This window comes from Agrobacterium sp. GW821-FHT02D03 (genome assembly GCF_059421725.1).
This window is the reverse complement of record NZ_JBWKVN010000001.1, coordinates 1,675,071-1,690,456: the sequence shown is the minus strand read 5'-3', so window position 1 is coordinate 1,690,456 and position 15,386 is coordinate 1,675,071. Positions and strand designations below refer to the sequence as shown.

The following is a 15,386-nucleotide window of genomic DNA, read 5'->3' as shown; positions in this document are numbered from 1 at the left end:
CTATCGAAATGACGAAAATCTGGAGCGAACAAGGCTTCGTTGAGAACGATCCTTGGATTATCGAGAGCGATGATGTGAAGGCGGGCGAGGGGCAGAATGCGGTCCTGTCGCTCGATGCCTTTCTGACGCGAGCAGCTGAGAGCAACGATGTCGGTCTCGGCGTTCTCATCACGCCGGCGGACGATGTGACGAAACTGGCCCCCTTCATCGATCGAATCGCGCTTGTTGCCGTCAGCTTCCCCGCCTTCAACGACGGGCGAGGCTTCAGCCATGCGTCGCTCCTGCGCACGCGCTTGAACTACCAGGGCGAGTTGCGGGCTGTCGGTGACGTCTTGATCGACCAGGTGCCATTGATGCTGAGAACCGGTTTTACCAGCTTTGCAGTCACGAACGAGACGGCGATCCGTCGCCTGTCGGAAAACCGTTTGCCGGGCATCGACGTCTATTACCAGCCGACGGCCAAACCTGCTGCGGAGGGTGAGACCTATAGCTGGCGGCGCCGTGCTGCAGTTTGAAGTCTTGCGCCGAAACATGAGTTAATGATACATATTTCCACCTGCATAGCTCCAATGACGTTCCTGTACCTTCAAAAGGCAGTGCGGATGGTGTATTTCCCCGCCTCAAGAATGTCTGGCTTTTTGTGAAATGGACGGAAGAAGAATGAACGCTCCTGCCAAAACGGAAGAATTTGCGGTCAAGATCCCGGACGGCGTCTACGCCGAAACGGTTCTTTCGGTTGAGCATTACACCGACCACCTGTTCCGCTTCCGTATGACGCGCCCCGCTGGCTTCCGGTTCCGCTCTGGAGAGTTCGCGATGATCGGGTTGATGGTTGGCGACAAGCCGATTTATCGCGCTTATTCGATCGCCAGCCCGGCCTGGGATGAAGAGCTTGAATTCTTCTCCATCAAGGTGCCGGATGGTCCGCTGACCTCCCACCTGCAGGCGATCAAGCCCGGCGATACCGTGCTGATGCGCAAGAAGCCGACAGGGACGCTGGTCCTTGACGCGCTGACCCCTGGCAAGCGCCTCTATATGTTTTCGACCGGTACGGGCATTGCGCCTTTCGCAAGCCTCATTCGTGATCCCGAGACCTACGAAAAATTCGAGGAGGTTATCCTCACCCACACCTGCCGCGACGTCGCCGAACTGAAATACGGCTTCGATCTTGTGGAAGAGATCAAGAACCATGAGTTCCTCAGTGAGATTGCTGGCGACAAGCTGAAGCATTATGCGACAGTGACGCGTGAGGAATATCCCTTCAAGGGCCGTATCACCGATCTGATTGCCAACGGCAAGATGTTCGCCGACCTTGGTGTTCCAGCTCTCGATCCGGCGATTGACCGCGGAATGATCTGCGGCTCGTCGGCCATGCTGAAAGACACCAAAGAGCTTCTGGAGAAGGCTGGCCTGACCGAAGGTGCGAACAACAAGCCCGCTGAATTCGTCATCGAGCGTGCCTTCGTCGGCTGATACCGTTTTGATATCTTGAGAAAAAGGAGGTCACGTGCCTCCTTTTTTGGCTTCAGCGTTGTCTGGACTCAGGCGTCCTCGGGCTCATTATCGGGGACGATGTCTCGCCGGTAGAAAATAAAGAGCAGAATGGCAATTGCCGCGACACCACCGCCGACCAGATGCGAGAGCGCAAACCCGCCCTCAGTCGTCAGCCATCCGGCCACACCGTTGCTGAGCGACGCACCGATACCCTGAACAGTCATCACGCTTGCCAGGCCAACATTGAAGCGTCCGGTGCCCTTCAGAATTCGCTCCACAGCAACCGGTGTCGCAATGCCAAGAAGACCAGCACCGATGCCATCCAGGAGCTGAACCGGATAGACGACCCAGAACTGTTCGAAGGACGCTGCCAGCAATCCGCGTACGGGTAGGGCTGCGAGCGCGATCAGGAACACGGCAGAAAGACCGAAGCGGCGGATCAGCCATGGGGCGAGCGCTGCCACGAAGATCATGGCGAACTGGGCAACGCCCGTGATGATCGCCGTTGTCTTGAAGGGCGAGTTGAGCTCGACGGCGAAATCCTGAGCGATCAATCGGCCCATCGGGGCATTGCCGAAATGGAAGATCAGCAAAATGATGGCAAGCAGGATCAGGCCTCGCTCGTGCCACAACACGCCAAATCCGGAAGGCCCGGGCTCACCCTCATCGTGACCTAGACCACGCGCCACCTTGTGGTCGATCTGGTTGGGGTCGATTGCCGTGATCGCAATCAGCGTTCCGATGGCGGTAATGACCATCAGGCCAATAACGCCGGAAATGCCGAAATAGGAGACAGCGACATAGGTGGCAAACAACGAGGCAAAATTGCCGCTATGGTTCCAGAATTCATTGCGTGAGATTTGCTTGGAGAACAGCTTTTCTCCAACAAGGCCGAGCGTCAAACCAGCGAGTGCTGGACCGACAGTTGCGCCGACAACCGCCGTCATGATCTGACCACCCCAAACGATGGTCTCAGTTGGGAAGAGCAATGTCAAAAGCGCCCCTGCGGTTACGAGAATGACCGGCCCGGCGATGAGCCCCCGTTTCCAGGTGGTTCCATCGACCAGCGCGCCGCAAAGTGGTGTTGCGGCAAGGCCAACAAGGCCGCCAACGGTTGCAATTATCCCCAACTGCATCGGCGACCAGCCATTGGTTGCCAGAAACGCGTCGAGGAACGGGCCTAACCCGTCGCGCGCATCTGCCAGGAAGAAATTCAACACGGCGAGGGCGAATAATGCACGGTCGCTGATACCGCTGGATCGGCCAAGAGAGGCTCGTTCCGGGACAGAAGAGGTGAGGGATGTCATCGGCGCGTTTCCAGATGGAGATGAAGCGAGCCCAGAACGCACGAAAACGTTATTGGTTGCTATGGACCATAACGATCTAAATTAGGAACTCTATGGATGTCTTTACCGTTCGCATTCCTCGATAGGGAGCGATCACCATGAAACTGAAGACAGCCTGCCTTTTTGCCTTTGCTGCAATGATCTCCACACCAGCCGCGGCGGACGAAACTGCGTTTCTATCCTCGCTTGGTGGAAGCTGGAAAGGCAGCGGCACGGTCACGACGCGCATCGGCTCTCGCCCGGTCAATGTCAACTGCACCTTCCAGACGACAGCATCCGGACCATCTTTACAGATGAACGGCACCTGCCGTGGCTTCGTCGTCGTACGCCGATCAATCTCGGCCGACTTGACAGCCCGTGGCACGCGATACAGCGGAAACTATGTCGGCCCGTCGGGGCGCCCATCTGCCCTCAGCGGCAGCCGTCGAGGCGACAACATCAACCTGACTGTCCGCTGGAACCGTGACATCAACGGCGATCGCGTGGCGGGCATGACCATCAGCAAGCTTGGGCGCGACGGCTTGAGGCTTCGCACGACGGATAAGGACGGCGCTAATGGGCCGACCGTCACCACCGCGGACATCAGGCTGACGCGATAAAATACGGCGCGAACATACTACAGCATAGCGAGAGCCTCAGGCGGCTTCGTCGAGATCCGCGACCGTCGTGTTTCTGCCAGCACTTTTCGATGCGTAGAGGGCTGCGTCAGCGCGCGCATAAGCCTGATGAAAGCTTTCCTCTGGCTTCAGCCGCACGACACCAAAGCTCGCCGTCACCGGGGTCTCTACATCAATGTCTGGGTAGAGAGAGGACACGCCCATGCGCAGGCGCTCAACGCGCTCAAGCGCATCTCTCCCGTCGCCGGAAGCAATGAAAAGCGCGAACTCCTCACCACCCATTCTGCCAGTAAGATCGTGATCACTTGCCGCGTCCTGCAGATGGCGGGCAAAGCGACGGATGACCTCGTCGCCGGCTGCATGACCGAGCCTGTCATTGATGGATTTGAAACGATCGAGATCGGTTGCGACGATAAAGCCGGTTTCATTCGATGCCAAGCGCTGGGAAGCGAGCCGCTCCTCAAAGCCCCGGCGGTTGAGTAGATCGGACAGGTAGTCGTACTGCGCTTGCTTCTGCAGCTCTCCCGCGAGATCCGCCGCCAGGATGAAAAGCGTCAAGATCCCCGTCGCCATCATGCCCGTCGGCGTGCCGAGCGACAGGACGATGATGAAAGACGCCTCGGCTATTTCACCATTCGGTCTGGCCATCCAAGCCGCAATGCCGACAGATAGGATGTAGAGCCCAAAGAATGCCAGCGCCAAGCGAACCGGTGATGACAGGCCCTTTGTGTTTCTAGGCAGGAAGACGATCATTCCAACGAAGAGCGCATCGGCCGCTGACGTCATCATCCGCGATGCCATTCGCCACTCGAATGGCTGCCCGCTCCAGAACACCAAAATGGCGACAGCAGACAATGCCCATAGCAGAGAGATCAAACGATGATCGAGATTGGCTCGGGAACGGAACCCGATTGCCAGAAGCGCGAAACTGCCGATGGAAGCCTGACAGGCGAGCATCGCCATGACGCTCTGATACTCCGGCCAGACGACGCCAAACACCCGGACCCCATGCCCGACCGCCGAAAACATGAAGGACAACGCCCAGAACGCAGCGTGGAATTGGACCCCAAAACGCCGCCATGCCACGATCAGAGCTGTACCGAAGAACAGGCTGACGAAGACAATGCTGAGCGATGTTGCGATAGGAGAGAGCATAGCCAAATTTTTAAAGAAACAGATGTCGACTGCTTCTATACGGCCTATGGCGTGATCCGCACAACGGCTCTGCCGGACATGTTGAAACGACGGCTATCAAATCGTGAATCATGGCGGGCTCTAACGAAGGAAGCCCGGATCGCTCCGGGCTTCGTCAGTCGATTTTACTCCGCTGCTTCCTGATACTCGCTCATTGGTGGGCAGGTGCAGACGAGGTTACGGTCGCCGTAGACGTTGTCGATACGGTTGACCGGCGACCAGTACTTGTCCACGCGGAAGGAGCCAGGCGGGAAGCAACCCTGTTCGCGGCTGTAGGGGCGGTCCCATTCGCCGACGAGGTCTTCGACCGTGTGCGGGGCGTTCTTCAACGGGTTGTTGAGCTTGTCCGCACGGCCTTCCTCGATGTCACGGGCCTCCTGACGGATCGTCAGCATGGCGTCGCAGAAGCGGTCGATTTCAGCCTTGGTCTCCGACTCCGTCGGCTCGATCATTAGCGTACCAGCCACCGGCCAGCTCATGGTCGGCGCGTGGAAGCCGCAGTCGATGAGGCGCTTTGCCACATCATCCACGGTCACACCGCAGCTGTCATTGAGCGGGCGCGTATCGATGATGCACTCATGCGCCACGCGGCCAGCCTCTGACTTGTAGAGGACGTCATAGGCGCCCTTCAGGCGTGCGGCGATATAGTTGGCGTTGAGAATGGCCACCTTGGTCGCCTGCGTCAGCCCTTCGCCACCCATCATCAGGCAGTAGCTCCAGGAGATCGGCAGGATTGACGGGGAGCCGAAAGGTGCGGCAGAGACTGCACCAGAACGACCGTCGCTTGCCGGGTGACCGGGAAGGTAGGGGGCAAGGTGGGCCTTGACGCCGATTGGGCCCATGCCGGGGCCACCACCACCATGCGGAATGCAGAAGGTCTTGTGCAGATTGAGGTGGCTGACATCGGAACCGATATCACCAGGACGGGAAAGTCCGACCATGGCGTTCATGTTGGCGCCGTCCAGATAGACCTGTCCGCCGTGCTTGTGCACGATGTCGCAGATTTCGCGAACCGTCTCTTCAAACACGCCGTGAGTGGACGGATAGGTGATCATGCAGCACGAGAGGTTTTCCGCATACTGCTCTGCTTTTGCTCGGAAATCGTCGATATCGACGTCGCCGTTTTCCTTCGCCCTGACCGGAACGACCTTCATGCCGACCATCTGTGCGGAGGCAGGGTTGGTGCCATGTGCCGACGTTGGGATAAGGCAGACATCGCGATGCGCGTCGCCACGTGCCAGATGGTAATTGCGGATCGTCAGCAGACCCGCATACTCGCCCTGCGCGCCGGAATTCGGCTGCATGGAGAAGGCGTCGTATCCGGTCACAGCGCAGAGCTTGGCGGAGAGATCGTCGATCATTTCCTTGTAGCCCAAAGCCTGATCGGCCGGGACGAAAGGATGGATGTCAGAGAATTCCGGCCAGGTGATCGGCAGCATTTCGGCGGTTGCGTTCAGCTTCATCGTGCAGGAACCGAGCGGGATCATCGCCCGGTCGAGCGCCAGATCACGGTCCGAAAGACGACGGATGTAGCGCGTCATCTCGCTCTCGGCGCGGTTCATGTGGAAGATCGGGTGCGTCATGTAAGCACTTGTACGCAATAGATCTTTCGGAAGCCGGTAATCCGGCTCGAAATCCGAAATCGAGAAGTTGCCGCCAAAGGCGCGCCAGACCGCTTCCAGCGTTGCTGGGCGGGTGCGCTCGTCAAGGCTCATGCCGATCTTGGTGGAGCCCACCTTGCGAAGGTTCACACCTTCGGCAACTGCAGCCCGCAGGATCAGCGCCTGCATGTGGCCGACCTCGACAGTGATCGTGTCGAAGAAGGTGTCCGGCTCTATCTTGTAGCCAAGCTTCTCCAGACCCTTGGCCATCAGCACCGCCTTCTGGTGCGTCTGCTGGGCGATTGCCTTGATGCCCTGCGGACCGTGGAAGACGCCATACATCGATGCCATGACGGCAAGCAGCACCTGTGCGGTGCAGATGTTGGAGGTCGCCTTCTCGCGGCGGATGTGCTGCTCACGGGTTTGCAGCGACAGGCGATAGGCACGGTTGCCTCGGGCGTCGACAGACACGCCGACGAGGCGACCAGGCATGGAGCGCTTGTGGGCATCCTTGACCGCCATGAAGGCTGCATGCGGGCCACCGTAACCAACCGGAACGCCGAACCGCTGCGAAGAGCCGATCGCAATATCCGCGCCCATCTCACCCGGAGACTTCAGAAGCGTCAGCGCCAGCAGGTCGCAGGCAACGGCGGCGATCGCACCTGTCTGGTGCAGGCGGGAGATAAGGCCTGAGAAATCGCTCACATGGCCATGCGTGCCGGGATACTGGAAGATCGCGCCGAAGACATCGACCGGATCGAGATCGGTGAACGGATTGCCGATGACGACTTTCCAGCCAAGCGGCGCGGCGCGCGTTTCGATCAGCGCGATGGTCTGCGGGTGGCAATTGGAGTCGACGAAGAAGGCGTTCGCCTTGGATTTCGCCACGCGCTGGCACATGGACATGGCTTCGGCAGCAGCGGTGGCTTCATCGAGAAGCGAGGCGTTGGCAACGTCGAGGCCGGTCAGGTCGGAGATCATCGTCTGGAAGTTGAGAAGCGCTTCGAGACGGCCCTGCGAGATTTCCGGCTGATAGGGCGTGTAGGCCGTGTACCAAGCGGGGTTTTCCAGAATGTTGCGCTGGATGACTGGCGGCGTGATCGTGCCGTAGTAGCCCTGGCCGATCAGGGAGGTCAGAACCTTGTTCTTGTTCGCCGTCTCGCGCATGCGGTCGAGTGCTTCGCGTTCGGTCAGCGCAGCACCCCAGGCAAGCGGGTCCTTCTGACGGATGGAGGAGGGCACCGTCGCGTCGATGAGCGCATCGAGGCTCTTGTAACCAACGACCTTGAGCATCTCCTCCATTTCCGCCGGCGACGGACCGATATGACGGCGATTGGCGAAGTCATAGGGCTGGTAGTCGGTGAAATGAAATTCAGTGGGCGTGTTCATTACGCGACCAACTCCTTATAGGCGGCTTCATCCAGCAGCGCATCGGCATCGGCGGAGTTGGAAAGCTTCAGCTTGAAGAACCAGCCGGCACCCTGCGGGTCGGAGTTGACGAGCGACGGATCGTCAACGATCGCCTGGTTGATCTCGACGATCTCGCCGTCCAGCGGACAATAGACATCCGACGCGGCCTTGACGCTCTCGACGGTTGCGGCTTCGCCGTTCTTGGAGAATGTCGCGCCGACTTCGGGCAGTTCAACGAAAACCAGATCGCCGAGTTGTTCTGCGGCGTGCGTGGTAATCCCGACGGTGGCGACATCGCCTTCGATCTTCAGCCACTCGTGTTCCTGGGTAAATTTCAGCATGGGTTTCTCCGCAGATTAGCGCTTGTAGGTGGGTGTGATGAAGGGCAGGGCAGCGACAGTGACCGGCAGGTACTTGCCGCGCACCTCGGCGAAGATCGCCGTTCCAGGTGTCGTATAGTCGGTGGGCACGTAACCCATGGCAACGGGGCCTTCCAGAGTGGGGCCGAAGCCGCCAGAGGTAACCTCACCGATCTCGGTCTTGCCTTCGGCATCGGCAAACAGCTTGGAATGACCGCGCACCGGCGCCTTGCCTTCGGGCTTCAGACCGACGCGGCGACGGCTCGTGCCATTGCCAAGTTCGCCAAGAATGCGATCGGCACCTGGAAAGCCGCCTTCGCGGTCACCGCCGGCACGACGCGCCTTCTGGATGGCCCATTCCAACGATGCTTCGATCGGTGACGTTGTGGTGTCGATATCGTTGCCATATAGGCAGAGACCGGCTTCGAGCCGAAGACTGTCGCGCGCACCAAGGCCGATGGCCTCACAGTCGGGATGTTCGAGCAGGGCTTTGGCAATCTCCTCGGCCTTGTCAGCAGGAACGGAGATTTCGAAACCGTCCTCACCCGAGTAACCGGAGCGCGACACGATGCAGGGAACGTCATGCAGCGGAATTTCGCGCACATCCATGAACTTCATGTCGGAGACGCCCGCCCAGAGTTCCGCGAGAACAGCCTCTGCACGCGGACCCTGAAGCGCGATTAGCGCCCGATCGTCAAGCAACGTGATCTCGCAGCTGTCAGAAAGATGCGCCTTCATATGCGCGAGATCGGCATCCTTGCAGGAAGCATTGACGACAACGAACAGATGGTCGCCGAGATTGGTGATCATCAGGTCGTCAAGGATGCAGCCATTCTCATCGGTGAAGAAGCCGTAGCGCTGGCGACCAGCCTTGAGGCTGAGGATATCGACCGGCACCAGCTTTTCCAAAGCAAGGGCGGCATCTTCGACCTTGCCAGACTTAGCCTTCACGATGACCTGGCCCATGTGGGAGACATCGAAGAGACCGGCCGACGCACGGGTATGAAGATGTTCCTTCAGAACGCCCGCCGGATATTGCACAGGCATATCGTAGCCCGCAAAGGGCACCATGCGGGCACCAAGCGACAGATGCAGGGAATGGAGTGGGGTGACTTTCAGCTCGGCTGTATCGGCCAAGGACGCCTCCGGGGTAGCGCATTCGCGCGGGCTCATGTTCGTGACACTCTGCGAGCGTCGGGTTCAAGAGCCCCCTCTGTCCTTGTCGCCTGAGATTGTTATCCCTTCGGCGAGCCTGCCCTTATAAGTGCAAGGAGGCTTCTCTCCAGAGTTCCGTTCGACCGTTGGTCCTTTTGCCTGAGAGTTTCCGGGGCGGTTGCTCCTTCGGCACCGCATCCAAGCGGTTTCTCCCAACGGTATGGAAGCTCATTATCTGTGAAGCTCTCAGATTGGCAAGGACGAAATGACGCAGGTGAACAGTTTTTTGTTCAACCTGCGTCATTTGCTTGTCATCCGGTCAACCACGGCGTTTCCCAAAGCGCGCCGAAACTTAAGCGTCCTTTTTCTCCGGAAGTTTCTTGCGCTTCGTGGAGGCCATATCTTCAAGTTCTTTTTCTGTCATTGACTTAGCCATGCTTTTTGAAGCACCTTGTAAACGGGATTTCGGCATGTCACCGCGCTTTGCGGCGAGAGCGGCGCCTGCGGCTTTCTGCTGGGCTTTGGATTTTGCTGGCATGTTCAACTCCTCGGTGATGCGTTGCGTCCTGCAGATAAAACGCCAGCCATGGGGAGCTGTTCCGCGACACGCCGAGTGGCCCTTTGATTTTGGATCAAAGCGCGGTATCGGAATGACCATGAGGGTGTTCGAAAGCAACAGGGCAAAGACAATCGAGTCTGTGCTGCGCATGGTCTGCGCCGTACTGATGCTGTCTCTCGGCTTTGCGCATAAGCCGGTTCAGGCTGCTCCCGTCGTTGCACTTGATGAAGCCTATCGGTTGCCGGATGGCACCTTTGCCGAGATCTGCTCCGAGCATCTGCCGCAAAATCAATCGCAGCATGGCAAGCACGAAGGCGGTGCGATCCTCTTTTGCGAGGCTTGCCTGCTGGCATCCTCCATCCTTCTGCCAACACCATTTGCAGATGATGGCCTCAATCCCAATCCGGCGTCGCTCGAAAATACGCTTCCGCAACAGCAAGAAGCGCTCACGCTTTCAGAACTGCGCACCAACCGTGCCCGCGGACCGCCATCCTCAGCTTTCTGATCCCTTCGCAAACAACGCCGCAGCGCGGCACTTCTAGATAACGGACTGCCAGATAAGCAGCCGCAAGGATCGAAAGATGACAACCATCAAGCACGCCACATTCGCAGCTTTTGCAGCCGCCCTCTCGACCACCTCCGCCTTCGCCCATACGAGCTTCGTCAACGGCACGGCGGAAGAAGACAGCACCATCGTCGCGGCCCTTCAGGTGCCGCATGGCTGCGAAGGCGGTCTTGCGACGACAGAGGTTCAGGTCGTTTTGCCCGAGGGCTTCATCTCCGCCAAACCGCAGCCGAAAGCCGGCTGGGAGCTGGAGATCATCAAGGGCGACTACCAGAAGACCTACAGGAACCACGGAAAAGACGTGAAGAGCGGACCAGTCGAAATTCGCTGGAAGGGCGGCAACCTGCCGGATGATTTTTATGACACCTTCAACATCCAGGGGAAGATCGCAGGTGTTGCGCCAGGCAAGACGCTTCCCTTCAAGGTAAAGCAGCTTTGCGGCGACAAGGGCACCGCTAGCTGGGATCAGATCGCGGCAGAGGGCCAGGACCCTCATTCACTGGACAATCCCGCACCGGTCATCCGCATCACGGCCACGCAGAATGGTGAAGGCGAGGGGCACGCTCACCATGATCACGGCGCTATGGCGGGTACGAGCGCTTCCGCTGGCGTGGTCAAAGCGGGGGATCTGGAACTGTCTCAAGCATCCACCAAAGCCATGTTGCCCGGACAGCCGGTCGGCGGCGGCTTTGTCACCATCCGCAACACGGGTACCTCTGACGATCGGCTGGTTTCGGTCTCGTCACCCCTGGCGGGTCGCGCCGAAATTCACGAAATGGCCATGGCCAATGACGTCATGAAGATGCGCAAGCTGAATGACGGTATCGTCGTGCCGGCCGGTCAGACGGTGGAGCTTTCGCCGGGCGGTCTCCATTTCATGTTCTTCAACGTCAAGAAGCCGTTCGCCGAAGGCGACAAGGTTCCCGTGACCCTGACTTTCAAAAAGGCCGGAGAGGTCTCGATCGAGCTTCCGGTTGGTCCCGCCAATCCGGGTGAGGCGAAGCACAATCACAATTGACGGCTCTCAAACGATGGCCGCCGGGATGCATCGGCATCTCGACGGCCATCGACGCGCAAATCGTTCTTACTTCGTGACCGTGAGCTTCGCCTGCATTCCGGCCTCGTAGTGACCCTTGATGTTGCAAAAAAGCAGGTAGGTGCCGGGCGTCAGCTTGGCTTTCAACTGGCCGTCCTTGCCGGGTTTCAAATCCGCCACTTCGCCAAGGCTCTTCAGCTTCTTTTCATCGATGCGATGTTTTGCCCCGTCGAAGGGAATCGCCTCGTCGGGTGACTTCAGCTTGACGAGAACCATCTCGTGATCTTCCGAGACGGCGTCGTTGTGAACCATGAAGACGGCTTCTCCCGCTTTGACGCTGGGCTTATCGAGTGTCAGCGTCATCGGCTGCCCGCCTTCGCCGCCTTCATGAACCATGATGGCGGTTGCGGCGAATGCCGGAGCTGCGAGGGTAAAGGCAGCGACCGCTGCCATCGTCAATTTTGCTAGGGTCTTCATGATCAACCTCTGTTTCAGTGATTACGAAAAGAAGTTGGGTGATTTGCCTGACAGGAATCTGAACGTCGTTATGAAGGCCGAAGCTTAAAGCATGGTCCTGAAGCATATGACCGAATCTGAAAGATCGCGATAGGCCTTAGTCGGACGTGTCCCAATCTTCCTCATAAGCATGCCGAGCCTGCTCCAATGTCGCCTGAGGGTTTTGTCGCCCGGATGTGAAGAGGGAAAGGGACGGCGCCGCGGCTGTCAGGTTCATCAATGTATGTTCCGACCCATCGTTGCGCGTGATCTGCTTCAATTCCTTGGCAGCCTTTTCGACCTCCGCTTTGCGCGAAGCGCGCTGCGGAGATTTTGCGCCCTCAGACGCATACGCCGCGATATTCGCGGAAACCGACCAAACCTGCCACATTGCCAGACCTCGATAGTAATAATGGACAGCAATGTAACAAGGCGAGATTTAGCTTCGGCTAAACCTTCAGGTTGAATTTGATGTGCATTTTAATCACCACCGGGGCCGGACCACTATCGCCAGCATATTTCTAAATCCATCGCCATGACTTAAAGCTGACGGGTCATCAGCGTCTAGCATTAGGACCGGAGCGTCTTTGCATGTCGAACATTCTTCTCGTCGCCATCGGCGGCGCCATCGGCTCAGTCGGCCGCTATCTCGTCGGGCTTTGGGCGACGCGTCTTGCCGGGCCGAATTTCCCTTGGGGCACGCTGACTGTGAACGTCGTTGGCGCATTTGCGATCGGCCTTCTGGTCGAAATGGTCGCGCGCCGTTTCGACGCCTCCAATGAGATGCGAGCCTTCATCGTTACCGGTATTCTCGGAGGCTTCACCACATGGTCGTCCTTCACGCTGGACACGATGGTGCTGTTCGAACGTGGTGAAGTCGGCCTGTCAGCGCTCTATCTGCTGGCCAGCCTGCTGGTTTCTTTTGCTGCGATCTTCGCCGGGCTGGCCTTGGGCCGCGCTTTGTTTTAAAGGCAAGGCAAAGGCCGCACAGGAACGAGGCGGCAGATCAGAAAAGAAAGACTGGAATTGCCATGGCAGGTATCGAGCACATCAAGGTAGAGGCCGACGAGGCCGGAATGCGTCTCGACCGCTGGTTCAAGATCCACTATCCGGGACTGGGGTTTGGCCAGCTGCAGAAGCTGATGCGATCCGGCCAGGTTCGTGTGGATGGTGGACGGGTCAAGACCGATGCTCGGGTTCAACCGGGGCAGATGGTCCGCGTGCCGCCGCTCGATGTCGACGCCAAGGTCAAGAGCGGTCCCATCGGCTCCAAGGATTTGAAGCATTCGGAAGACGGTGATCTTCTCAAGCGCATGTTGCTGCATGAAGACGACAAGGTCTTTGTCTTCAACAAGCCAGCCGGCATCGCAGTGCAGGGCGGCTCGGGCGTAAACCGCCACATCGACGGTCTTCTGGAAGCCTGGACGAGCCAGAAGGGCGAAAAGCCCCGTCTCGTGCATCGCCTCGACCGCGATACGTCGGGCGTTCTCGTCGTCGCGCGCACACGCGGCGCAGCACAGAAGCTGACTGCGGCCTTTCGTGAGCGCGATACCAAGAAGACCTATTGGTCGTTGGTCAAAGGCGTGCCGCGCAAACACCAGGACAAGATCTCAAGCTGGCTGGTGAAAGAGCAGACGCCGGACGGCGACCGCATGCGCATTGCCAAACACGGCGAGGAGGGTGCCGACCACGCCATCTCCTACTACCGGGTGATCGATACCGCAGCGCAGAACCTCGCCTGGCTGGAGATGGAGCCCTATACCGGCCGTACCCACCAGTTGCGCGTCCACGCGCTGCATATGGGCCATCCGATTATCGGCGATCCCAAATACTATATCGAAGACCCGAACTGGGATTTCCCCGGCGGCATCCAGAAACGCCTGCATCTGCACGCGCGCCACATCGACATTCCCCATCCCTCAGGCGGGCGCCTCCGGGTCAGCGCACCTTTGCCGCCGCATATGGTGCAGACGTGGAATCTTCTCGGCCTCGACGTTGCCGATGGTGACAGGGACGATCAATGAAGCTTGTTCTTTTTGATTGCGATGGCACGCTGGTCGATAGCGTTGGTCTCATCCATGAAGTCATGGCGCGCACCTTTGTGCATTTTGGATATCCACGGCCTGAGGTGTCGCTGACGAAGTCCATCATTGGACTGACGCTCGACATCGCGATTGCCCGCATGCAGGGCAAGACGCATGTGGATGACGAGGCGACGGCCATGACGGCGCATTATAAGGCGATCTTTGCGGAGACGCGCGCTGAAGCTGGCTTTCAGGAACCGGTCTTCGACGGTATCATGGCGATGATTGCGAAGCTCTCCGAGCGGGAAGAACTCTTGATGGGTGCTGTGACCGGCAAATCCCGGCGCGGCCTCAACCTCATCATGGACACGCACGGCTTTCGCAACCATTTCATCGTGTCGCGCACGGCCGATGACTGCCCCTCGAAGCCCCATCCGGCCATGGTCAGCGAATGCTGCAACGAGACCGGGATGGTTCCGGCCGATACGATCGTCATCGGCGATGCGATCTACGATATGCAGATGGCAAAAGCCGCCGGTGCCAAGGCAATCGGCGTTGCCTGGGGCTATGCCTCCGTCGACGCGCTCTGGGCTGCAGGTGCAGATGCGATCGTCAACCATCCAAGCGAAATTCCCGGCCACATACCGGGCTGATAAGGACAGAAGATGCGTGATTTGCTGAACGATCTTTCGGAGGGCTTGAGCCATCCAGACCCGATCCGCCGGGCGCAGATCCAGATGCAGAAGCCGCTACCCAAGCGTTTCTACAAGGATGTCACCGTTGAGGAACTGGACGACGGAGCGTTTACAATCCGTCTAGACGGCAAGACGCTGCGCACCCCAGCGAAACATGCACTTTCCGTACCGACGAAAGCACTTGCCGTCTTGATGCGCGATGAGTGGGATTTGCAGGCGGAGGTGATAGACCCGGCGACCATGCCGGTCTCCCGTCACATCAATACGGCGATTGATGGCATTGCCAATGATCCGCAGGCAGTCTTCGAAGATATCCTTCGCTTCTCTTCCGGCGACCTCTTGTGTTACCGCGCGGGCGAGCCGGAAGCCCTTGTCGAGCGACAGAGCGAGCAATGGGACCAAGTCATCGACTGGGCTGCGAACACGCTTGGAGCACGCTTCATCCTGATCGAAGGCGTGATGCACCAGGAACAACCGCGGGAAGCCGTGGCGGCCTTTGCCGTCACTCTGCGCAAATACGATACGCCGATCGAGCTTGCGGCTCTCCACACCATGACCACGCTCACCGGATCGGCGCTTCTTGCGCTCGCCCTAGCTGAAGGGGAGAAATCCCTCGAAGAGGTCTGGGCACTCGCTCATCTCGACGAAGACTGGACTGCCGAACAGTGGGGCGAGGACGAAGAGGCGCAGCAGCGCCGCGCCGTGCGCTTTACCGACATGCGCGCAGCCGCGCGTGTTCTTGCTGCAGCGCGGTAAAGGTCGTCGTCACGACTTAGAGCATTTTTAACCACGATGGATGAAGATGCACCCTGAGGGTTACCTTAGGGGAGGCGTCT

The 15,386-nt window shown here is 58.7% G+C and carries 16 protein-coding genes and 1 riboswitch; of the genes, 9 read left to right on the top strand and 7 right to left on the bottom strand.

What is annotated here, in order from left to right; genetic code table 11:
- Positions 1 to 8: 8 nt before the first annotated feature.
- The gene (locus tag AC07U5_RS07895; protein ID WP_144620799.1) at positions 9 to 515 is read left to right on the top strand and encodes a DUF934 domain-containing protein; all 507 of its coding nucleotides are present in this window, start codon (positions 9 to 11) and stop codon (positions 513 to 515) included.
- 145 nt (positions 516 to 660) lie between these two features.
- Entirely contained in the window at positions 661 to 1,473 is an 813-nt protein-coding gene (locus tag AC07U5_RS07890; protein ID WP_062425338.1) for a ferredoxin--NADP reductase, read from the top strand.
- A 68-nt stretch (positions 1,474 to 1,541) separates the two neighbouring features.
- On the opposite strand, the gene AC07U5_RS07885 is transcribed toward AC07U5_RS07890, so the two are convergent.
- Positions 1,542 to 2,801 (bottom strand): MFS transporter, encoded by a 1,260-nt coding sequence (locus AC07U5_RS07885; protein ID WP_494722702.1) that lies wholly within the window; start codon positions 2,799 to 2,801, stop codon positions 1,542 to 1,544.
- A 137-nt stretch (positions 2,802 to 2,938) separates the two neighbouring features.
- On the opposite strand from AC07U5_RS07885, the gene AC07U5_RS07880 reads away from it, so the two are divergent.
- Positions 2,939 to 3,439, top strand: coding sequence for a hypothetical protein (locus AC07U5_RS07880; RefSeq protein WP_112519090.1), 501 nt, complete (start codon positions 2,939 to 2,941; stop codon positions 3,437 to 3,439).
- A 36-nt stretch (positions 3,440 to 3,475) separates the two neighbouring features.
- Here the strand turns inward: AC07U5_RS07880 and AC07U5_RS07875 are convergent, their stop codons facing one another.
- The 5 genes from AC07U5_RS07875 to AC07U5_RS07855 all read right to left on the bottom strand — a co-directional run bounded on the left by AC07U5_RS07875 (position 3,476) and on the right by AC07U5_RS07855 (position 9,714).
- Complete coding sequence (locus tag AC07U5_RS07875; protein ID WP_494722701.1) at positions 3,476 to 4,612, bottom strand: GGDEF domain-containing protein; 1,137 nt, start codon at positions 4,610 to 4,612, stop codon at positions 3,476 to 3,478.
- 164 nt (positions 4,613 to 4,776) lie between these two features.
- Entirely contained in the window at positions 4,777 to 7,641 is a 2,865-nt protein-coding gene (gene gcvP / locus AC07U5_RS07870) for an aminomethyl-transferring glycine dehydrogenase (RefSeq protein WP_494722700.1), read from the bottom strand.
- Complete coding sequence (gene gcvH / locus AC07U5_RS07865; protein WP_494722699.1) at positions 7,641 to 8,003, bottom strand: glycine cleavage system protein GcvH; 363 nt, start codon at positions 8,001 to 8,003, stop codon at positions 7,641 to 7,643. The genes gcvP and gcvH overlap by 1 nt, the downstream gene beginning before the upstream one ends.
- 15 nt (positions 8,004 to 8,018) lie before the next feature.
- A complete protein-coding gene (gcvT, locus tag AC07U5_RS07860; RefSeq protein WP_494722698.1) occupies positions 8,019 to 9,158 on the bottom strand; it encodes a glycine cleavage system aminomethyltransferase GcvT in 1,140 nt (379 codons plus the stop codon).
- A gap of 155 nt (positions 9,159 to 9,313) precedes the next feature.
- A riboswitch (glycine riboswitch) is annotated at positions 9,314 to 9,401 on the bottom strand.
- Between the two features lie 127 nt (positions 9,402 to 9,528).
- The gene (locus AC07U5_RS07855; protein WP_062598387.1) at positions 9,529 to 9,714 is read right to left on the bottom strand and encodes a DUF3008 family protein; all 186 of its coding nucleotides are present in this window, start codon (positions 9,712 to 9,714) and stop codon (positions 9,529 to 9,531) included.
- 118 nt (positions 9,715 to 9,832) lie between these two features.
- Here AC07U5_RS07855 and AC07U5_RS07850 point away from each other — a divergent pair, with 118 nt between their 5' ends.
- Positions 9,833 to 10,240: a hypothetical protein gene (locus AC07U5_RS07850; RefSeq protein WP_494722697.1), complete on the top strand. Its 408-nt coding sequence runs from the start codon at positions 9,833 to 9,835 to the stop codon at positions 10,238 to 10,240.
- Positions 10,241 to 10,316: 76 nt separating this feature from the next.
- The gene (locus tag AC07U5_RS07845) at positions 10,317 to 11,318 is read left to right on the top strand and encodes a copper chaperone PCu(A)C domain-containing protein (RefSeq protein ID WP_494722696.1); all 1,002 of its coding nucleotides are present in this window, start codon (positions 10,317 to 10,319) and stop codon (positions 11,316 to 11,318) included.
- A 66-nt stretch (positions 11,319 to 11,384) separates the two neighbouring features.
- Here AC07U5_RS07845 and AC07U5_RS07840 read toward each other — a convergent pair whose 3' ends face one another.
- Positions 11,385 to 11,813, bottom strand: a complete 429-nt coding sequence (locus tag AC07U5_RS07840) for a plastocyanin/azurin family copper-binding protein (RefSeq protein WP_494722695.1) — start codon at positions 11,811 to 11,813, stop codon at positions 11,385 to 11,387.
- Positions 11,814 to 12,422: 609 nt separating this feature from the next.
- Here AC07U5_RS07840 and crcB point away from each other — a divergent pair.
- The 4 genes from crcB (at position 12,423) to AC07U5_RS07820 (ending at position 15,306) form a co-directional block, all read left to right on the top strand.
- Complete coding sequence (gene crcB, locus AC07U5_RS07835; protein ID WP_062598390.1) at positions 12,423 to 12,800, top strand: fluoride efflux transporter CrcB; 378 nt, start codon at positions 12,423 to 12,425, stop codon at positions 12,798 to 12,800.
- Between the two features lie 62 nt (positions 12,801 to 12,862).
- Positions 12,863 to 13,855 (top strand): RluA family pseudouridine synthase, encoded by a 993-nt coding sequence (locus tag AC07U5_RS07830; protein WP_062425328.1) that lies wholly within the window; start codon positions 12,863 to 12,865, stop codon positions 13,853 to 13,855.
- A complete protein-coding gene (locus AC07U5_RS07825) occupies positions 13,852 to 14,508 on the top strand; it encodes an HAD-IA family hydrolase (protein WP_494722694.1) in 657 nt (218 codons plus the stop codon). The genes AC07U5_RS07830 and AC07U5_RS07825 overlap by 4 nt, the downstream gene beginning before the upstream one ends.
- A 12-nt stretch (positions 14,509 to 14,520) precedes the next feature.
- On the top strand, positions 14,521 to 15,306 hold the full coding sequence (locus tag AC07U5_RS07820) for an ATP12 family chaperone protein (RefSeq protein WP_494722693.1): 786 nt from the start codon (positions 14,521 to 14,523) through the stop codon (positions 15,304 to 15,306).
- Positions 15,307 to 15,386: the final 80 nt, after the last annotated feature.